Consider the following 19,924-nt stretch of genomic DNA (forward strand, 5'->3'; position numbering starts at 1 on the left):
ATGAATTTTTCACAATTTTTATTGATTTTAAATGCGCGTAGAAAATACCTTTTGTGGACATTTGGTTTGGTTATTGGGCTAACGCTTTTAATTAGCTTTTTAATCCCTAAAAGCTATACGGCTACAACCTCATTAGTCGTTAATTACAAAGGAGTTGATTCAATTACTGGTATGGCCATGCCAGCGCAGTTGATGCCTGGCTATATGGCGACACAAATGGATATCATTACTAGCCATGCTGTAGCTGTAAAGGTTGTACAAAACTTAGGTTTAACTAATAGCCCTGTAATCAAGCAACAATTTGAAGATGAGACTGCTGGCGCAGTAAAAGTTGAGGATTGGTTAGCCGATATTTTATTAAAGAAACTCGATGTAAAACCATCTCGCGAAAGTAGTATGCTTGAAATTAGCTATTCGGGAAACGATCCGCAATTTGCAGCTGCGATTGCAAATGCGTTTGCTGATGCTTATCAAGAAGCAAGCTTAAGATTAAAGGTAGAGCCTTCGCAAAAGGCAGCAGGCTATTTGGTTTCTCAGGCAAAGATTTATCGAGATAAACTTGAGGATGCGCAAGCTAAACTCTCAAAGTATCAACAAGATACGGGGTTGACCAGTATTGCTGAAAATCTGGATGTTGAGAACGCCAAGCTTAACCAACTTGCTAACCAGCTGATTATGGTACAAGCGCAAGCATTGGACTCTTCAGCGCGTCAACGTAATGCTAATTCATCTGGCGATGCCTCTCCAGATGTTGCAGCAAGCCCGGTTATTCAAAACTTAAAAGTGGCACTAGCTCAGGCTTCATCCAAACTTGCGGAAGTTGGTAATCGTCTAGGAGCAAATCATCCGCAATACCAATCGGCCGAAGCTGAGGTTGCAAAATTAAAGTCGCAACTTGAGATTGAGGTTGCCAGGATTGGTAGTAGTGTTGGTGGGAGTGCTCGCATTTATCAACAAAATGAATCACAGTTAAAAGCTGCTTTGGCAACACAAAAACAAAAAGTGCTCGAATTAAATCGTAACCGAGATCAACTTTCTGTTTTACAGCGCGATGTGGAGACTGCGCAGACTGCATATAATACTGTCGCTCAAAGATTAAACCAAACAAGCATAGAAGGTAAAGTAAATGAAAGTGATATTTCAATTCTAAACCCAGCTATACCTCCAGAAAAACCATCAAGTCCTCGTATATTACTAAATCTAGTGATTGCAATTGTTTTTGGCGGGTTGTTATCTATTGGTATTGCACTTTTAGCAGAACTTTTGAACAGAAGAGTGCGTAGTGCTTACGACATTGTTGAGCTACTAGATATTCCTGTGCTAACAGTATTAAGTGCGAATAAATTGCCTAAGTCTAAAGGTGGGCGTGGCAAGCTGACATTTAACTCTAAAGGTATTTAACATGAGTCATCAAATAATTGATCCGCAAGCAAACTCCAAAGTATCTAATATAGGTAGGCTGCTATTAGAGCTAGGTAAAATCACTCCAGAGGATACTGATCGAATTTTGCGTAAGCAAAAGGAAACGGGCCAGAAGTTTGGCGATGTTGCCAAACACCTTGGTTTAATTAATGATGAGGATGTTCAATACGTATTATCGAAACAATTTGAATATACTTATTTACAGTCTGAAAATGTTAATTACAGCCGAGATTTGATTGCAGCATACGAACCATTCTCTTCTCAAGTTGAGGCTTTTAGAGCTCTACGCAGTCAGCTACTTTTTCGTTGGCTAAATGAAGGTTTTAAAGCGTTCTCCATTGTTTCAGCCAACTCTAATGAAGGATGTTCTTACTTAGCTGCTAATCTTGCAATTGTTTTTTCTCAAATGGGGAAAAAAACATTGTTGGTAGATGGAAATATGCGTACTCCGCGGCAGCACAAAATTTTTAATTTGAAACATACTTTTGGCTTATCTGATATTTTGGCTGATCGGACTGCCGGCTCTGAAGTTTTAACGGGTTTATCTGACTTTCCTAATTTAACAGTATTAGGTGCGGGAACTGTGCCTCCTAATCCTCAAGAATTAATTGGAAGAAGCACTTTTACACAACTAATAAAATATGCAAGTTCAATTTTTGATGTAATCATTGTAGATACACCATCACTCAAGAGTGGCTCAGATGCGCAAATGTTTTCGTCAATTTTGCGAGGTGCGGTGATAGTAACTCGATTAAATCATACTGCTGTATCCGATATTCAGGAACTAAAGCTTCAAATTGAAGGTTCAGGTGCAACAATTATTGGTGCAGTATTGAGTGACTTTGAGAAGTGACAGAAAAATGGGTTCGCAGATATTATTTAGGCATATTTATTTAACTTTGGAGAACTGGCTATTAGTTTTCTTTGGTTTGTTGTGCATGTATATGCCGACTTTCTTATATCTATCTGAGAATATTTGGAACAATGACGAACAAGCTCATGGACCATTAATTATATTAATTGTTGGTTATTTGTTTTGGACAAAAAAAGATACTTTCCAACAATCAAAAACAAAGTCAAGTCCAATTCTAGGCAGTTTATTTTTATTGATTGGTTTTGTATTTTACATAATCGGTAGATCACAAGAGGTAATGGTTCTAGATGTTGGTTCAATAATTCCCGTATTAATCGGATTGTTACTAATCAAACATGGTCCTTCTGCTCTAAGGCACTTTTGGTTTCCACTTTTCTTTTTATTCTTTTTAGTACCTTTGCCAGGCTCTTTGTTGGATGTTGTCACTCTACCCATGAAAATAGCTGTTTCATATGTAGCTTCTAACATTTTGTATTTTTTCGATTATCCCATAGCAAGATCTGGGGTGGTTTTGCATATTGGACAATACCAATTGTTAGTAGCTGATGCATGTGCTGGTATGCATACTCTAATTTCGCTTGAAGCCATGGGGCTGCTTTATCTTAATTTAGTCAAGCATGATTCCTTCATTCGTAATTTATTTTTGGGTATTTTAATTATTCCCATTTCCTTTACTGCAAATGTGATTAGGGTTATGGCCTTAGTTCTCATTACTTACTACTATGGGGACGAGGTTGGTCAAGGATTCGTTCATGGCTTTGCTGGTATGTTGCTTTTTGTAGTAGCGTTGTTCCTCATTATTTCTGTCGATAATCTCATTCAATACTTTGTCATTAAAAATAAGACGAAGTTAACGGTTGATTCATATGTCTAGGTTAAATTATGTTTTGGTTGTTTTACTGGTGACCGTTGCTATTGTTGCTTATTTGCTTACGCCCAAACAAATTATTGCGTCTTCACATGATCAATCACTCGATAGCCTTTTACCCAATGTGATAGGTGAGTGGGAAGTTGTGACCAATAACAATATTCAAGTCGATTTAGTCCCTAGAAAAGATGGTAAGCCGGTGCCTTTCGGTCCCTACGATGACTCTTTAACTCGAACTTACAAGAATAAAAATGGTGACTTAGTTATGTTGGCACTTGCATATGGGCGAACCCAAAAGCAAGAGGTCAAGATTCATCGACCAGAGTTGTGTTATGTTGCACAAGGCTTTCTTGCCAAAAATCTCAGCGAAGCAAACTTTGGAAAAATGCAATATAGCTCAGCTGATGTAATTGGCAAAAATATGCTCGCTGAGACACCTGGTCGTTTTGAAGCAGTAAGTTATTGGATCAGAATTGGTGATCTCTACAGCAGAAATGCCTGGCAAACTAGATATTACATTTTAAAAAAAGGACTCTCTGGATTTGTCCCAGATGGTATATTGGTTAGGGTATCTTCATTTGTTAAAGATGATAGTGATGCTCAACAAGGTTGGGACATGAATAAGCGATTTATGTCTGATCTGGTTCAAAACTCCAATACTGACCTGCGTAAATTATTAATACACTAACATCGGTTAAAGGAAGTTCATGGGAAAAGACCTGACTATGAGAAATTTTTATCTTTCAATATTGGTAACGTTTCTTTTAGTCATTCCATATTGTGCATATGCCGAAGATTCACTCACAGGAAATGATGAAAGTCTTGTGGGGGTTTCAATGCACCTTTGGGGAATGAGCAGAGTAAACGTTGATAAGCAGATCCAAGCTGCGAAATTAGCCGGGTTCAAGGTAATTCGTTGGGATGCGCCATGGAAAGCTGTAGAAATCCAAAAAGGTCAACTCAGGATTCCTGATAATTGGAATTATATTGTTAGTAGAGCAAATGCAGCTGGGCTGCAATCTCTACTTATACTTGACTATGGTAACAAGTATTATGACAACGGCGATAAACCTACATCACCTACAGCAATAAAAGCTTTTGCACGCTATGCAAATTTTGTTGCAACTCATTTTAAAGGCCAGGTTAAATATTATGAAGTGTGGAATGAATGGAATGGGCGGGTTGGTGAAACTACACCAGGTAAATTAAATGATTACGTGAAGCTTTTAAGGGAAACCTATCCTGCAATTAAAAGTGTAGATAATACCAATATTGTATTAGGCGGGAGCTTTACAACAGGTGGCAATGATTCTATTCTCGGCCTCAAGCTGACTGATACAGTTTATCAAACACACACTGAAGCCTTTCTTAAAACCGATGCATACAATTATTTAGATGCTTTATCACTGCATCCATATGTTTGTGAGCGTAAGGCGGAGTGGAGGTCGGCAAATGGCTTTTCAACTTTTCTATCAACAATCGTTAATAAGGTAAGATTAAGCCCGGGTTTTCAATCAAAACCAATATATATTACTGAAATTGGCTGGCACACCTCAAAGCTAAATAAAAACGGCGTGAGTGAGTCTGAGCAAGCTGATTACCTGGAGCAATCTATTGCTGAGGCTAAAAGTCTTGGTATATCAATGGTAATTATTTATGAGTTAATTGATGGTGGGATAAATCCAGCTGACAAAGAGAACAATTTCGGTCTTCTTCGCTATGATGGTTCTCAAAAGCCCTCATTCCAAAGAATGCAATTAATAAACAATTAGTTTAAAGCCCTGCTGTGATTTTAATATTTCTTCTTCTGCTCCTATTCTTAATAGGCTTATCTGCGATTGTCATTTACAAGACTAAGCCGATTTTTTTTGCATCATTTAGTGCGATTACTTCTACTATCCAAATTTATACTATACCAATAGCTGGTATTTACTTTTCCCTCTCTTTTATCTCAGGTTTGTTTTCAATAAAAGCAATATTAAATAGGCATAGTTTCAGATTTTCTTGGATCAAGTTTTTACTCTTATTCGAGTTGGCTCGTGCTGTAAGTATTTTCTGGTCACCAGTACCAATCGAAGGCATTCGATATATAGTTTATGAAATGGTTTTTGTATTTATTTTTTGCGCTTTTAGCAATAGCGATCCAAAAATACAAAAAACAAAAGAGCTATCTTTAATAGTTGGGTTAATGGCAGTTTCAATTAACGCGTTATTTGTAATATTTTTTAGAGTATTTCCTGAACTTGAGTCAGCATTCTTGCATTCTGGTTTTGCTTCGTTATTAATTTCTGAGAATACTATTCGATCCCTATTAACCAATGAGCCAAGTAATGTACTTGATCCGCTGAAAGCTGGAGGAGTATTTGTTAATGCAAATATTGCTGCAGTTCATTTAGGTGTGTCATCCTTTCTTGCAATAACTTTTGGGAAAGTATTGAAGTCAAAATATTTGTTCTTCTTGGGATGTTTTTACTGGGTGGCTGTTTTCTTTGCTGGATCAAAGGCTTCCATTATGATTGGCCTAAGTCTGCCAATCTTTATTTATTTTATTGGCAATTTTTATACTAAAAACATAACCCTTAAACATGTTGTTTTTTTAGTATGGTTCATAATCTTTGCAATAATTGTCGCTGGTCTAATTTATTATTTTATTAAGGACTCTCGGTTCGCCGAAAACTCTCAATCTACTTTGGAGAGTAGGATTGCGATTTGGGAGTTCGCTCGAATTTCATTTTTTAAATCTCCTCTTTTAGGCTTAGGATTCGGGGGATGGAGTAAAGAGTTTGCTGCTTATGCCTATTTAAATGGTATTCGTGCGGACTTCCCTGCCCATAATTCATATTTGGTTTTGTGGGCTCAAAGTGGCATGTTGGCACTTCTATTAGGTATTTGTTTTACGGTGTCTTTAATAAAAAATTTGCTTCAAGCTCTGAAAAATAATAATACGGCAACAGAGAGGCTTTTGGTCAAGGGAATATTGGGCGCCTTTTTATGGATGACTATGCAATCTCTGGGCGAAAATTATCCAGTAATAGGGGAAATTCATATTGCTCCATTACTTGCGATGGTATTAGGCTATGCTGCAAGCATTGGTATTCTTGATAAGAACATTCAACAAAAGACGTAAGGGAAGTTGTCGATGAAGTTGGTAGCAGTTTTTAGATGGCAATTATTTAAGCCTTCGGAAGGCTTTATTGCCTCTCAAGTATCAACAATGGCAAGGTTTAAACCGATTTTTTTCGGTGGGAAGCTTTTTGGTAAAGCGCCCAATTATGATGTCTATAACATATTGACCTCCAGCTCTCGTATTGTAAATTTATTGACCTATTTGAGATTGGTTGTTCTTGGTAATGTGCAACCGTTTTTAAAGCTTATCAAAACCTCAGAGATTAGATTGATTCATGCCCACTTTGCAATGGATGCCGTGATAGCTCTGCCATTGGCAAAGAGACTTAGAGTCCCTTTTATAACCACATTACATGGGATGGATGTTACGGTTTCTGATAAAAATTTTATTCTATCTGGGCGCCCCAATTTAATTAAATACGTACTTTTAAGAAAGCAGCTATTTAAAACGGCTGATCTGTTTATTTGTGTATCCGCATTCATTAAGAAAAAGGCCATTGAAAGAGGCTTTCCACCAGATAAGCTTGTTGTGCATTACATAGGTATAAACACTGAGCTTTTGAGTCCAAGATCAGGTAGCGGTGAGAATAACCTTGTTGTGCATGTTGCCAGGTTAGTTGAAAAAAAAGGGACAATATATCTAATACGGGCATTGGCATTGGTAAAGCAATCAATCCCAGATGTTAAATTAATGATAATTGGCGATGGGCCACTGAGATCCGAATTGGAAAAAGAGGTTGCCGATCTTGAACTATCCAAAAACGTTCAGTTTTTAGGTGTACAACCCAATAGCGTAACGGTTGATTGGGTACGTAAGTCTTCATTACTTGCTGTTCCTAGTGTGACAGCTTCCAATGGTGATTGCGAAGGTTTGCCGACTGTAATCGCAGAGGCTGGTGCACAAAGAGTTCCTGTGGTTGCATTTAATTCTGCCGGGATTGGTGAAATTATCACTCATGGCCAGACGGGCTTGCTTTCTGAAGAGCGAGATGTAATTGGTTTAAAAGATAACTTACTTTGTTTGCTGAGTAGTCCAGCATTAAGAGAAGAAATTGGTACCAAAGCCCGTGAAAATATTGAAATAAATTTTGACCTGAAAACGCAAAGTGCCAAGTTGGAAAATATATATCTGGATTTAATACAGGCTAAGAATTGATATGAGTCAAAGTTTTGAGATTGTACAAGTTGTCCGTGGAATACATCCCAATGGGGGTATCAGCGGTGTAGCGTTTTATTTGCGTGAAGAGTTTAATAAAAAAGGGGTTAATAACTCTGTTATAAACCTGGATGCAGAGCAGTCAAAGATTAAGAACAAATTCTTTAATAGACTCCAGTATATTAAAGATGTATTAAATTTTACATTTAACGCCAGTTTAAAAATTAGGAGCTTAAAGCAGCGTCCTGATACTGTAGTGATAGTGCATGGTGACGCGGTCGGCGGCGATGTATATGTCGATCATGGGTTACATAAGGCTGTTGTTTTGCAAAAACCAGTCATGTTCCTGCGTAATCCTTTCCACGTATTTTTATACTTGCGTGAGGAAATAAGGCATAGATTCAATACTTATCGCTATCTTGTAACACTATCAAAGTTTAGCGAAAGTAATGTGAATCGATATTACTCATTTGTACCCTCATCAAAAATTGTCAGAATTCCTAATGGGATCAATCTGGAGCGATTCAAAATGAAAAGCTCCTTTAATGAAAATAATCCTTTAAAGCTTATTTTTGTCGGTTACGAATATGAGCGCAAAGGTTTGAGATTCATAATCGAAGCATTATCCTTTTTGGACACAAACGTAACTCTCACCGTCGTAGGCGGCACGACAGGCGAAATACAATCCCATAAAGAAATTGCTATAAAACATAATGTTTTAGATCGCGTTTTTTTTCTTGGCCCAAGAAAAGATGTTGAAGCGCTTTTTTCTCAACATGACATTATGGTTTTGCCATCTGCATTTGAGAGCTGGCAATTGGTTGCGCTAGAGGCAATGGCAAGCGGACTTCCTGTATTAGGGACACCAGTGGGTTGCGCAGAAGAGGTGATTTTTGATGGAAAAACGGGTTATATCATATCGCAGTCTGCTACGGATATTGCTGATAAAGTGGCCTTAATAAATCAAAACCGGGCAGCGCTCAAGACAATGGGGATAGAGGCTGCTGCGACCGCCCAAAACTATTCCTGGGGGCAAATTGCAGATCTTTATATTGGTCTTGCTCAAAAAGTGGTTCAAGAAAAATTAAAAAAATAAATTCAATAGCTTGTTTATAGCACGCTAATGCATATTGCCTCAATCATTCAATATCCAGATTAAACATCTGAAAAGGCTAATTTAGCCCACCAATTAATAGAAGCTGGTATTAAAAAAATAAAACATTGGATGAAATATGAGAATCAAATTTTTAGATAGCTTGCGCGGTTTAGCAATATTGATGGTCATTTTTTACCATTCATATGCTCGATGGGTTGACATTGTTCCCTATAAAAATGCTTATGCTGATTTCCCCGTTTTCAAATTCGGATGGTTAGGAGTTCAACTTTTTTTCTTGATTTCGGGTTTTGTCATTTTTATGACCCTGGATAAAACTGAAAGCTTTAAGAGTTTTTTATACAAAAGATGGTTAAGGCTATTCCCAGCAATGTTAATTGCATCGTTGCTAATTTTCACTACCTCTAGTTTTTTTGCTGAGCGTCCTGCAGGTATGCCTTATTTGATATATTTTCTACCAGGATTAACATTTATTGAGCCTAGTTGGTGGAGTCAGCTATTTTCTCTTCCGATACGTTCCTTAGAGGGTACATTCTGGTCCTTGTATGTTGAATTCAAGTTCTACTTAATTGCGGGCGCAGCTTATTACTTTTTAGGTAGAAAGTATCTAATCAAAATAATTTTCTTGTTATTTATTATTGCTGTTGCTGCATTAATAGCGGTAAAAATGACGTCTTTTAATTTAAATCTTGTCGTAAGGCTTACGACTGCATTATCAACCATTAACTTTGGATGGTTTGCATCAGGGGCTTTATTTTATGAGTATTACCTGTCTAAAAATAAGAAATACCTATACTTTGCTCTATTTTCAGCCGGACTGTCTGCATTTGTAGTCAAAGATCAAATAAGTTTATCCATGATTATTTCAGCATTTTTGGTGGCAGTATTATTTGCAGTTTCAATTTTATCTGAGAAGGTTCAAATGTTGCTGGAGAATAGGGCTTTAATGTTTGTCGGCTTTATTAGTTATCCTTTATATCTGATACATGAAAATGCACTGATTTCGATGATAATAAAATCATCAGTAATATTCCCTTACATGCATTCATTTGCATACCCTATTTTACCATTTGTGATTTTATCTACTGTTGCTTATGTCATTGCTAAATACTTGGAACCATGGCTAAGAAATGCGATAAAAAATAAAATAAATTCAAAGCCATATGTATCCAGTTAAGTTATTCCTACTTACATACAAAGAAAAAACATTTAAATGAAACTTGGGTTTCTTTCTATTATCGTAGGAAATTTAGCCTCTAAGCTATTGGGTATAGTTAGGGAGATTTTGTTTGCTGCATGGTTTGGTGCGGGAGAAGTTGCAGCCGCTTATCGTATTGCTCAAACTGGTTTTCTCATGCCAACGCATACATTGGTCGGTGACACAATTAGTGCAGGAGTATTGCCACTTTATAAAAAGCTACAAAGCGAAGGAGCTAATCAGCATCAAGTATTATTAATTATTGCTTGCCTATATGGAGTCGTCTTTTCTGCGGTAGTTACTAGTCTTGTTTATCTTTATTCTGAGCTCGTGGTGAGCATCATCGCTCCCGGTGCTTCAGCATATGCGCTTGAGTTAGCTTCCAAGTTACTCAAAATAATGGTACTAGCTACACCATTTTACGTTCTGAGTGGGGTTATTGGTTATGTGGAAACTGCATTTGGTAAATATGGTGCAATCGCTTGGCGCCCCTCACTGATTAATCTTGGCGCTATTACTGGAGCCGCTATTGCGGTTTTTACTGGTATGGCTGACTGGTTGGCGTGGGGGCTTTTATTAAGCCATATTTTCTTTTTCTTGCTTACCGTTTACAAGTTTAGAAAGTTGGAGCAAATACTTCCAGAAACATCTTTTTTTAAAACACACTTCCACGCAATAACAAAAAAGTTCTTTAAAAATATGTTGCCATTACTTGGGTTGCCTATGTTGGCCCAAGGTAATGTTTTAATAGAGAGGGTGGTTTCGTCTTGGATTGGTACAGCAGTAATTCCAAGTGTTGATTATGCAAGATTTATTTCAGAAACCATGGTGAATTTGATTGCAATGCCTTTGGGAATTTTAACCATGTCTAAACATGGTGGTTCGACTGAGGCCGAATCGAATAAACATATTTATGATATTTCCAGTTTAATCATGGTGATATCTTTTCCAGTAGCGATATTTACAGCACTTAACTCTACCGAATTGGTAACTTTGTTGTTTGCACGAGGAAAATTTGATCAAAATGCCGTTCAGATAACATCCCAAATTTTATTTTGGATTGGGTTGAGTCTCGGAACTACGATTACTGGTTACTATATGATTAAGGCATTAAATTCTCAGCTAAGGAATTCGGAGACGTTGTTGATCACTGCTGCAGGATGTGTTGGTAACGTTTTGGTAAATTTGATCTTTTGGCGTTCTTTGGGACCCGCTTGTTTAGGCGTTGGTGCTGCCACTTACAGCATAATCATATTTTTAATTTGTACTTTTAGATTGAAGTTGAGTGCCAAGCTACTCAACTTGATCTTGTGGTTGATTGTAGGCTCTTTAGTGCAATTAATCATATGGTATGGACTAAAGAATCAATTTCTTTATCCAGTAAACCTGATTGTAAATACTATAATTTTTGTGTGTATTTGGTCTTTTGTTTTTGTTTTATCAAAGCCTTTTAGAATTGCTACCTTACCGATTATTGAACGGTTGCCTGGAAGTATAAGAACACGCTTACTCCACTCTCTAAAATAAACAGTGAGCTTTATAGAGTTTATAAGTATCGTTAGTTAGGAAATATCTTGATAGATGCTGGAATAATTTTATTGTCTACTGCTGACTGGGATAACCCTTTTTGGACTAATAAGCAGCATGTTGCTTGTGAGTTAGCTCGCACAGGGCACAGAGTTTTTTACATTGATTCATTGGGCCTAAGGAGACCCTCTGCATCCGCCCAAGATTTAAAGCGGATTTGGGGGCGGGTTAAAAAAGCAATCAGGCCACCGCAAAACGTAAGGGAAAATGTGTGGGTATGGTCACCTATTGTGATTCCTTTGCAGCGCTATAAGGCTGTACAGCAGTTAAATCGTTTTTTGTTAAATGCGGGCCTCAAGTTTTGGCTGTGGAAACTAAATTTTAACGATAGTCTGTTTTGGACATATAACCCGATGACTACTCGTTTTTTTAATCTTAAAGATTACAAAAAAACGGTTTATCACTGCGTGGATGAAATCAAGGCACAACCTGGTATGCCGGTTGAAGAGATTGAGGCGGCTGAGACTGAGTTAGTGAAAGGCGTGAATGTTTGCTTTGTGACAGCAGAGAATCTTTTTGAAACGCGAAAGTCTTTAAATCCTAATACGCATTATTTTTCTAATGTTGCCGATTATGCTCACTTTTCTCAAGCGAGAGAAAGTGATCTTGAGGTTCCAGAGGATGTGAAAAATTTGAGCAAGCCTGTGATTGGCTTTGTGGGTGCAATTAGTGGTTACAAGGTTAATTTTAGCCTGTTAGAGCAAATGGCTGCTAAACATCCTGAGTGGTCCATCGTGATGATTGGTAAAGTTGGGGAGGGTGATCCATGGACCGATGTTTCAACCTTAAAAAAATATTCGAATATTCATTTTTTGGGTCCCAAGTCTTATCAGTCTTTGCCTGCTTATATGAAGGCATTTGATGTAGGTATTCTGCCTAACATGCTTAATGAGTATACCAAGTCAATGTTCCCAATGAAGTTTTATGAGTATTTGGCAGCGGGTTTGCCGGTGGTAGCAACCGAGTTAAACGCTTTGAAAAATTGCAAACATATTGCTGCGATCACCAAATCTGACGAAGCATTTGTACAAGCATTAGAACAAACCTTAGCAGGACAAGTGATCCCTCTTGAAGCCAGACTTGAGGCAGCAAAAGAGCAAACATATGAGCGTCGTACAAAAAAAATGCTCGATATTGTTGGCGATTTTTGATTCCAGATTTTAAAAAACTAAAGGCATGCTATGAAAGTTGCAGTTGTACATTATTGGTGGCTGAGTAACCGGGGAGGGGAGGCTGTTGTATCTGCGATTGTCTCTGCGTTTCCACAAGCTGATGTGTTTATCCACGTGTGTGATCGAGATCTGGTTATTAAGACGTTGGGGCCAGATTTTAAAGGCAATGTTTACAATACCTTTATTTCTAAATTACCAGGCGCAAAAAAACATTATCAAAAATATTTGCCATTGATGCCGTTGGCGCTTGAGCAGTTAGATTTGACGGCTTACGACTTGATTATCAGTAGTGAGTCTGGGCCGGCAAAAGGCGTGATTACCAGACCGGATGCTGTGCATATTTGCTATTGCCACTCTCCGATGCGATATGTGTGGGATATGTATTATTCATATGTTGCAGGTGCTGGGCGCTTGATCAGAACATTATTTCCTTTCATCGCGCATTGGCTTAGGGTTTGGGATAGAGCATCTGCTGATCGCGTAGACCATTTTGTTGCTAACTCTAGCTTTGTCGCAAGCCGTATTAAAAAGTTTTATCGCCGGGATTCAGACGTGGTGTTCCCGCCCGTAAATGCGACTTTATTTGACCATACACGTACTAGAGGGGATTTCTATCTCTGCTTGGGCCAATTGGTTGGGTATAAAAGAGCTGATTTAGTTGTTGAGGTGTTTAATAAGCTTAACTTGCCTTTGGTTGTGATTGGTGAGGGTGAGCTGTTTGAGAAGTTGAAAGAGACTGCAGGCCCGAACGTAACCTTAATGGGGCGCCAACCATTTAATGTGGTGAAAGACCATCTAGAGCGTTGCAAGGCACTCGTTTTCCCGGGGCTTGAGGATTTTGGTATTGTGCCTGTGGAGGCAATGGCAGCGGGTGCTCCGGTAATTGCTTATGGTAAGGGTGGCGCGCTAGATACTGTGGTTGATGGCAAAACAGGCATATTATTTGCTGAGCAAACCTTTGAGGATCTCGAACAGGCGATTCTTGCGATGGAAAATGGCAAGTTTCAATTTGACCCTAGCTATTTGCATGACCATGCCATGCAATTTGAAAAGAATGTGTTCCTGGATAGATTCATGGCAATCGTCAATCAGTCTGTGAATGCACCAAAAAAGTAAAAAAACTGAGAGGATGACATGAAAACGTGCGTAATTTTTGGCGGTACTGGATTTATTGGCAGTCATCTGGCGCTTTATCTGATTAATAATCAATTGGCAGATCATGTGGTGTTGGCGGATATTAAGCCTATCCGTAGTGACTTCACTTTTGATTCATCAAAAGTCAGTTATGCCAATATTGATGTGAGAACACCGATTTCTGCCTGGAATTTACCCGCCTCGGTTGATCTGATCGCTAACTTTGCTGCGGTACACCGTGAACCGGGACATGAGTCGCATGAGTATTACGAAACGAATTTGCCAGGAGCTGATAATGTATGTGCTTGGGCCGAAAAAGTAGGTTGTAATAGTATTATTTTCACCAGTAGCATTGCGCCATATGGACCGTCTGAGGCTGAAAAAACCGAAGAGTCCATCCCGACTCCTGTAAGCGCCTATGGCGGCTCAAAATTGGCTGCAGAAAAAATTCATATGGCTTGGCAAAAAGCTGATCAAACGCGGCGCTTGGTGATTGTTAGACCTGGCGTTGTGTTTGGTCCAGGTGAGGGCGGGAATGTAACCCGTTTGGTGAAAGCCACATTGAAACGTTATTTCTTTTACATGGGCAATCGCTCAACCAGAAAGTCTGGTGGCTATGTTAAAGAGTTGGTGAATACAATGTGGTGGGCACTCAATGAAAAAGTGCCAGCAACCGGTGGTTCCTTTTTGTATAACTTCACCATGAAGCCGCCCTCTGTAGAAGAGTATGTCAATGCAACGTGTCAGGTAGCTGGTGTTTCACGTTTCGTTCCTTCTATCCCGTATCGTTTGTTGTTAATAGGCTCTTATTTGGTTGAGGCTGTGACCAGACCTTTTGGCATCTCTACACCTATCAGCCCGGTCAGAATCAAGAAGCTGGTTCGTTCAAATAATATCCAGCCATATGTGCTGACCAAAGAGAAATATCCCTTTAAATATACGCTTGAGACCGCTTTCGCCGACTGGAAGAACGATAGGCCTGATGACTGGAAAGCCTAGTTGATATTTAACCGGAATATTTAAAAGTTAAACATTAAGGGATTTAGAATGAAAATTGCCATCGCTGGTACTGGTTATGTTGGATTGTCACTGGCCGTATTGTTAGCCCAAAAAAATGAAGTGGTTGCCCTGGATATTGTCCCTGAAAAAGTGGCGTTGCTAAACCAGAAAAAGTCGCCGATTGTAGACCATGAAATTGAAGATTTTTTGGCGAACAAACAGCTTAATTTTAAAGCGACTACCGACAAGCAAGAGGCTTACATCGGAGCTGAGTTTGTTATCATTGCCACGCCAACCGATTATGATCCTGAAACCAACTACTTTAACACCCGCTCTGTTGAGGCGGTGATTAAAGATGTAATGGCGATTAACCCCAATGCGGTGATGGTAATCAAATCAACTATCCCTGTGGGTTACACTGAGAAAATACGCGCTGAACTTAATTGTAAAAACCTGATTTTCTCACCTGAGTTTTTGCGTGAAGGTAAAGCCTTGTATGACAACCTGTATCCTTCGCGGATTGTGGTGGGCGAGGTTTCTGAGCGTGCGCAGACCTTTGCTAATTTGCTAAAAGATAACTGCCTGAAGCCTGATGTGCCGGTGTTGTTAACCAACAGCTCAGAGGCTGAAGCGATCAAGCTCTTTGCGAATACCTTCCTTGCGATGCGTGTGGCTTATTTCAATGAATTGGACACTTATGCCGAGTCCCATGGCCTGGATTCACGCCAGATTATTAATGGCGTGTGTATGGACCCGCGCATTGGCAATCATTACAACAACCCTTCGTTTGGTTATGGTGGCTACTGCTTGCCTAAAGATACCAAACAGCTGCTGGCTAACTATTCACAAGTACCACAAAATCTGATTAATGCGATTGTGGAAGCGAACACGACGCGTAAAGACTTTATTGCCGATAGCATTATCAAGAAAAAACCAAAAGTGGTTGGCATTTACCGCTTGATCATGAAGGCAGGGTCTGACAACTTTAGAGCGTCTTCGATTCAGGGCATCATGAAGCGCATTAAAGGTAAGGGGATTGAGGTGGTTGTCTATGAGCCCGTGCTAGAGGAATCGGAGTTTTTTAACTCGAAAGTAGTGAATGATTTAAACCAGTTTAAGCAGATTTCGGATGTGATTATTGCCAACCGCCACGCGAAAGAGCTGGAAGATGTGGTAGGTAAAGTTTACACACGAGACCTTTTTGGTAATGACTAAATCAACCTCTGTCATGGTCAGCGTTGCTGGAGTGGTGACGCAAAAACTTAAACTTTAAAGAGTAAATATTAGTTCAGACCTCTTCACTCAATAATTAAAGATATAAGGATACTTACAATGCGTGTGTTAGTGGTGGGTGGTGCCGGCTATATTGGCTCACACATGGTTAAAATGCTTCTGGACTCTGGTCACGACGTGATTACGTTGGATAACTTGTCTAGCGGGCATCGCGATGCTGTGCTCGGTGGTGTGTTTGTTGAGGGGGATCTGGCTGATATCAATTGTTTGGATAAAGTATTTACTGAGCATCACCCAGAGGCGGTGATGCACTTTGCTTCCTTTATTCAGGTGGGTGAGTCCGTCCGCAAGCCAGACATCTACTACCGTAACAATGTCACAAACACTTTAAATTTGCTGGATACCATGCTCAAGTTTGATGTGAAAAAATTTATTTTCTCATCCACGGCAGCGGTATTTGGTGAGCCAGACTATGTGCCGATTGATGAGGCGCATCCTAATCGCCCCTTAAACCCTTATGGCCGATCAAAACTTATGATAGAGCATGTTTTGGCAGATTATGCCAAGGCTTTTGATTTCAGGTCTGTTTGCTTACGCTATTTTAATGCTGCGGGCGCAGACCCTGAGGGGCAGCTGGGTGAGCGCCACGACCCTGAGACACATTTAATCCCGTTGATTTTACAGGCCGCCTCTGGGCGTCGTGAAAACATTCAGGTGTTTGGCCGTGACTATGATACGCCGGATGGCACATGTATCCGGGACTATATTCACATTGTAGATTTATGCGCTGCACATCTTGCTGCGTTAGATTATTTGGAAAGTGGTGGCGAGAGTGACCGCTTTAACTTGGGCAATGGTTCTGGCTTCTCTGTGCAGGAAGTGCTCGATGCAGTGCAAAAAGTCTCTGGCAGATCGGTTAAGGTGATTGATGGCCCGCGTAGAGAGGGAGATCCGGCAAGACTGGTCGCTGACGCCAAGCGCGCAAGGAGTATTTTGAACTGGAAGCCGGTATTTACCGACCTTGAAACGATTGTTCAACATGCCTGGCAGTGGGAGTTAAAGTGTTTGGATCGTGCTGCGAAAGAATAATGAGTTGATCGTTCATCGTAAGTGATGCGAAAGCCTTTAGAGTTATGTATTTAATTTTTGGATGTCTTTCATGAAAATTGTTCCAGTGATTTTGTCCGGTGGTTCGGGCACCAGGTTGTGGCCGTTGTCGCGTGCGGTGTTACCTAAACAGTTGTTGCCTCTGGTCACCGATAACACCATGTTGCAAGAGACCTTGCTGCGTTTATCTAGCTGGGCCCAGGTGGCTTCCCCGGTGGTAGTTTGCGGCAACGACCACCGCTTTTTGGTGGCCGAGCAGTTGCGCCAGGTGAATTTGACGCCACAGGCAATTGTGTTGGAGCCGGTGGCGAAAAATACCGCACCTGCGATTGCGGCGGCGGCGATGGCGTTGAAAGATCAGGACGTGTTGATGCTGGTATTGCCGGCAGACCATGTGATTACCGATGTTGCGGCGTTTGAGGCGGCCGTTCGCCGTGCCTGTGTGGCAGCCACGCAAGGCAAGCTGGTGACCTTTGGCATTGAGCCGACGCATCCCGAGACTGGCTATGGATATATTCAATCGGGGGCGGCACTGGCAGCTGATGGTTGTTTTGAAGTGGCACGGTTTGTGGAAAAGCCGGATGCGGCGACTGCAAAGCAATACCTGGATGCTGGCAATTTTTACTGGAACAGTGGCATGTTTTTGTTTAAGCCCTCTGTATTTTTGAGTGAGTTGCAGCAATATGCGCCTGCCATGGTTAATGCAGTAAGCAGTGCGGTTGCGCAGAGCTATCAGGATCTGGATTTTGTGCGGTTGCATGAGGCCTCGTTTGCGGAATCTCCATCGGACTCCATTGATTATGCGGTGATGGAAAAAACCAAACTGGCCGCCGTGGTGCCTGCCAGCATGGGTTGGAACGATGTCGGTTCGTGGACGGCACTCAAAGAGGTGCAGCCTAACGACGAGGCAGGTAATGCCACGCGTGGTGATGTGTACTTGAAAAACGTGAAGAACACCTTGGTGCGCGCAGAAAGCCGATTTGTGGCGGCGGTGGGGGTTGAAGACTTGCTGATTGTGGAAACCAGCGATGCAGTATTGGTGGCTCATCGGGATTGCGCACAAGATGTGAAAAATATTGTTGATCATTTAAAGGCCAGCGGCCGCAATGAGCATCAGGTGCATCCCCGTGTGTACCGTCCATGGGGCTGGTATGAGGGCATTGATGTGGGAGAGAGATTTCAGGTCAAACGCATCATGGTCAAGCCTGGTGAAAAGCTGTCACTGCAAATGCATCACCACCGTGCAGAACATTGGGTAGTGGTCAGTGGCTCTGCCATGATTACGGTGGATAATGTGACTAAGCTGTATACCGAAAATGAGTCTACCTATATTCCGATTGGCTCTACGCACCGGCTTGAAAATCCCGGCAAATTGCCATTGCATCTGATTGAAGTGCAGTCTGGCAGCTATTTGGGCGAGGACGATATTGTGCGCTATGAGGATACTTATGGTCGCGCTTGAATGCGATGGCCTTAACTGAGAGATGGCAGTGACTCAATTAAAAGATGTAATTCAGCAGAGTGGGGTAGCATTTGGCACCAGTGGCGCACGCGGCTTGGTCTCTGCGCTGACTGATGAGGTGTGTGCTGCCTATACACAGGCCTTTGCGTGCACCATGCAGGCGAATTTTCGCTTTGACAAGGTGGCGATTGCCGTAGATTTGCGCCCCAGTAGTTTGCGTATTGCGCAGGCTTGCGCCAGCATGTTGCGTCAACTAGGGATTGAGGCTGTATTTTGCGGTGCAATCCCAACACCTGCGTTGGCTTTATATGCGCAGACACGACAAATCCCAGGCATTATGGTGACAGGCAGTCATATTCCATTTGACCGTAATGGTCTCAAGTTTTACCGCCCGGATGGTGAGATCAGTAAATCGGATGAAGCGGCCATGCTTGACTGTGAGTTGACGGAGAGGGCGGTAGATGAAGCGGTACTGTCTCCCGTCAATCCTGACGCCTATCAGGAATATATGCAACGTTATACTGCTGTTGCAGGGGTGAATGGGTTCGCAGGTTTGAAGCTTGCGCTTTACCAGCATTCTAGCGTTGGGCGCGATTTGATGCAGGCGTTGTTGACAAGCTTGGGCGCTGAGGTGATTTGTTTAGAGCGCTCGGAGTCGTTTGTGCCTATTGATACAGAAGCAGTCTCGGCAGAAGATGTGCAGCGTGGTTTGGCATGGGCTAGACAATATGAGGTGGATGCTATTATCTCTACTGATGGTGATGGTGATCGTCCACTGATTAGTGATGAGTGCGGGCAATGGTTACGTGGCGATATTGTGGGTCTGTTGACGGCAAGAGCTCTGAAGATTGATCATTTGGCAGTCCCTGTCAGTTGTAATACAGCGATAGAAAATAGTGGTTTCTTTAAGCAAGTGATTCGCACCAGGATTGGTTCTCCATTTGTCATTGCAGGGATGGAACAACTTGCTGCAGGTGGGGCAAGCAGTGTGGCGGGATTTGAAGCGAATGGCGGTTTTTTATTGGGTAGCCCATCACCACAGTTTCCTGCATTGGCCGCATTGCCAACTAGGGATGCAGTTTTGCCAGTTGTAATTCTGCTGACCCAAGTTAAACAGCTCGGTCAAGCACTGTCACAACAGGTAGCGATGTTACCGCAAAGGTTTACTGCCAGTGACCGACTGCAAAATTTTGCCACCAGTAAAAGTCAGGCCTTGTTAGCTGAATGGTCTGTCAATCTTGATGTGCTGGTAGATGCTTTAAAATTGCCGTTTGAGGTGAGTCAGGTGGATACCACTGATGGTTTGAGATTAACCTTGACGTCAAATCAGATTGTTCATTTACGCCCTTCAGGAAATGCGCCAGAGTTCCGCTGTTATGTCGAAGACGTATCTGTAGCTGCTGCCATGACACTGCTTGAGACAACGCTGACACAACTTTCCAAGTTTGCTTGATCTGTTCCTTTCCGGAATG

The 19,924-nt window shown here is 41.1% G+C and carries 17 protein-coding genes; all 17 read left to right on the forward strand.

What is annotated here, in order from left to right:
• The 17 genes from epsF to ACT53G_RS03525 all read left to right on the forward strand — a co-directional run bounded on the left by epsF (position 1) and on the right by ACT53G_RS03525 (position 19,905).
• The gene (gene epsF, locus ACT53G_RS03445; protein WP_476168715.1) at positions 1-1,401 is read left to right on the forward strand and encodes a chain length determinant protein EpsF; all 1,401 of its coding nucleotides are present in this window, start codon (positions 1-3) and stop codon (positions 1,399-1,401) included.
• Between the two features lies 1 nt (position 1,402).
• The gene (gene epsG, locus ACT53G_RS03450; RefSeq protein WP_476168716.1) at positions 1,403-2,275 is read left to right on the forward strand and encodes a chain length determinant protein tyrosine kinase EpsG; all 873 of its coding nucleotides are present in this window, start codon (positions 1,403-1,405) and stop codon (positions 2,273-2,275) included.
• A 7-nt stretch (positions 2,276-2,282) separates the two neighbouring features.
• Positions 2,283-3,170, forward strand: coding sequence for an exosortase B (xrtB, locus tag ACT53G_RS03455; RefSeq protein ID WP_476168717.1), 888 nt, complete (start codon positions 2,283-2,285; stop codon positions 3,168-3,170).
• On the forward strand, positions 3,163-3,852 hold the full coding sequence (locus ACT53G_RS03460; RefSeq protein WP_476168718.1) for an exosortase C-terminal domain/associated protein EpsI: 690 nt from the start codon (positions 3,163-3,165) through the stop codon (positions 3,850-3,852). The genes xrtB and ACT53G_RS03460 overlap by 8 nt, the downstream gene beginning before the upstream one ends.
• 19 nt (positions 3,853-3,871) lie before the next feature.
• On the forward strand, positions 3,872-4,936 hold the full coding sequence (locus ACT53G_RS03465; protein ID WP_476168719.1) for a hypothetical protein: 1,065 nt from the start codon (positions 3,872-3,874) through the stop codon (positions 4,934-4,936).
• A gap of 14 nt (positions 4,937-4,950) precedes the next feature.
• Positions 4,951-6,291: an O-antigen ligase family protein gene (locus ACT53G_RS03470; RefSeq protein ID WP_476168720.1), complete on the forward strand. Its 1,341-nt coding sequence runs from the start codon at positions 4,951-4,953 to the stop codon at positions 6,289-6,291.
• A 12-nt stretch (positions 6,292-6,303) separates the two neighbouring features.
• The gene (locus ACT53G_RS03475; RefSeq protein ID WP_476168721.1) at positions 6,304-7,446 is read left to right on the forward strand and encodes a glycosyltransferase; all 1,143 of its coding nucleotides are present in this window, start codon (positions 6,304-6,306) and stop codon (positions 7,444-7,446) included.
• A 1-nt stretch (position 7,447) separates the two neighbouring features.
• On the forward strand, positions 7,448-8,542 hold the full coding sequence (locus ACT53G_RS03480; protein ID WP_476168722.1) for a glycosyltransferase family 4 protein: 1,095 nt from the start codon (positions 7,448-7,450) through the stop codon (positions 8,540-8,542).
• Positions 8,543-8,678: 136 nt separating this feature from the next.
• Positions 8,679-9,737, forward strand: coding sequence for an acyltransferase family protein (locus ACT53G_RS03485; protein ID WP_476168723.1), 1,059 nt, complete (start codon positions 8,679-8,681; stop codon positions 9,735-9,737).
• A gap of 36 nt (positions 9,738-9,773) precedes the next feature.
• Positions 9,774-11,285 (forward strand): murein biosynthesis integral membrane protein MurJ, encoded by a 1,512-nt coding sequence (murJ, locus tag ACT53G_RS03490; RefSeq protein ID WP_476168724.1) that lies wholly within the window; start codon positions 9,774-9,776, stop codon positions 11,283-11,285.
• A 47-nt stretch (positions 11,286-11,332) separates the two neighbouring features.
• Entirely contained in the window at positions 11,333-12,496 is a 1,164-nt protein-coding gene (locus ACT53G_RS03495; protein WP_476168725.1) for a glycosyltransferase, read from the forward strand.
• 30 nt (positions 12,497-12,526) lie between these two features.
• Positions 12,527-13,633, forward strand: a complete 1,107-nt coding sequence (locus ACT53G_RS03500) for a glycosyltransferase (protein ID WP_476168726.1) — start codon at positions 12,527-12,529, stop codon at positions 13,631-13,633.
• Positions 13,634-13,651: 18 nt separating this feature from the next.
• The gene (locus tag ACT53G_RS03505) at positions 13,652-14,650 is read left to right on the forward strand and encodes an NAD-dependent epimerase/dehydratase family protein (protein WP_476168727.1); all 999 of its coding nucleotides are present in this window, start codon (positions 13,652-13,654) and stop codon (positions 14,648-14,650) included.
• Between the two features lie 48 nt (positions 14,651-14,698).
• Positions 14,699-15,865 carry a nucleotide sugar dehydrogenase gene (locus tag ACT53G_RS03510; protein ID WP_379076401.1) on the forward strand — a complete coding sequence of 389 codons (1,167 nt, stop codon included), beginning with the start codon at positions 14,699-14,701 and terminating at the stop codon, positions 15,863-15,865.
• 117 nt (positions 15,866-15,982) lie between these two features.
• The gene (gene galE, locus ACT53G_RS03515; RefSeq protein ID WP_476168728.1) at positions 15,983-16,972 is read left to right on the forward strand and encodes a UDP-glucose 4-epimerase GalE; all 990 of its coding nucleotides are present in this window, start codon (positions 15,983-15,985) and stop codon (positions 16,970-16,972) included.
• A gap of 70 nt (positions 16,973-17,042) precedes the next feature.
• A complete protein-coding gene (locus ACT53G_RS03520) occupies positions 17,043-18,452 on the forward strand; it encodes a mannose-1-phosphate guanylyltransferase/mannose-6-phosphate isomerase (RefSeq protein ID WP_194746788.1) in 1,410 nt (469 codons plus the stop codon).
• 22 nt (positions 18,453-18,474) lie between these two features.
• A complete protein-coding gene (locus ACT53G_RS03525; protein ID WP_476168729.1) occupies positions 18,475-19,905 on the forward strand; it encodes a phosphomannomutase in 1,431 nt (476 codons plus the stop codon).
• Positions 19,906-19,924: the final 19 nt, after the last annotated feature.

Source organism: Methylophilus sp. DMC18, assembly GCF_056314005.1.

What these genes read in the sequence shown, in the direction of transcription:
- murJ (WP_476168724.1), top strand. Translation starts at nt 9,774, where the DNA reads ATGAAACTTGGGTTTCTTTCTATTATCGTAGGAAATTTAGCCTCTAAG.
- ACT53G_RS03480 (WP_476168722.1), top strand. Translation starts at nt 7,448, where the DNA reads ATGAGTCAAAGTTTTGAGATTGTACAAGTTGTCCGTGGAATACATCCC.
- ACT53G_RS03510 (WP_379076401.1), top strand. Translation starts at nt 14,699, where the DNA reads ATGAAAATTGCCATCGCTGGTACTGGTTATGTTGGATTGTCACTGGCC.
- ACT53G_RS03475 (WP_476168721.1), top strand. Translation starts at nt 6,304, where the DNA reads ATGAAGTTGGTAGCAGTTTTTAGATGGCAATTATTTAAGCCTTCGGAA.
- epsG (WP_476168716.1), top strand. Translation starts at nt 1,403, where the DNA reads ATGAGTCATCAAATAATTGATCCGCAAGCAAACTCCAAAGTATCTAAT.
- epsF (WP_476168715.1), top strand. Translation starts at nt 1, where the DNA reads ATGAATTTTTCACAATTTTTATTGATTTTAAATGCGCGTAGAAAATAC.
- ACT53G_RS03465 (WP_476168719.1), top strand. Translation starts at nt 3,872, where the DNA reads ATGGGAAAAGACCTGACTATGAGAAATTTTTATCTTTCAATATTGGTA.
- ACT53G_RS03505 (WP_476168727.1), top strand. Translation starts at nt 13,652, where the DNA reads ATGAAAACGTGCGTAATTTTTGGCGGTACTGGATTTATTGGCAGTCAT.
- ACT53G_RS03485 (WP_476168723.1), top strand. Translation starts at nt 8,679, where the DNA reads ATGAGAATCAAATTTTTAGATAGCTTGCGCGGTTTAGCAATATTGATG.
- ACT53G_RS03520 (WP_194746788.1), top strand. Translation starts at nt 17,043, where the DNA reads ATGAAAATTGTTCCAGTGATTTTGTCCGGTGGTTCGGGCACCAGGTTG.
- ACT53G_RS03525 (WP_476168729.1), top strand. Translation starts at nt 18,475, where the DNA reads ATGGCAGTGACTCAATTAAAAGATGTAATTCAGCAGAGTGGGGTAGCA.
- galE (WP_476168728.1), top strand. Translation starts at nt 15,983, where the DNA reads ATGCGTGTGTTAGTGGTGGGTGGTGCCGGCTATATTGGCTCACACATG.
- ACT53G_RS03460 (WP_476168718.1), top strand. Translation starts at nt 3,163, where the DNA reads ATGTCTAGGTTAAATTATGTTTTGGTTGTTTTACTGGTGACCGTTGCT.
- ACT53G_RS03500 (WP_476168726.1), top strand. Translation starts at nt 12,527, where the DNA reads ATGAAAGTTGCAGTTGTACATTATTGGTGGCTGAGTAACCGGGGAGGG.
- xrtB (WP_476168717.1), top strand. Translation starts at nt 2,283, where the DNA reads ATGGGTTCGCAGATATTATTTAGGCATATTTATTTAACTTTGGAGAAC.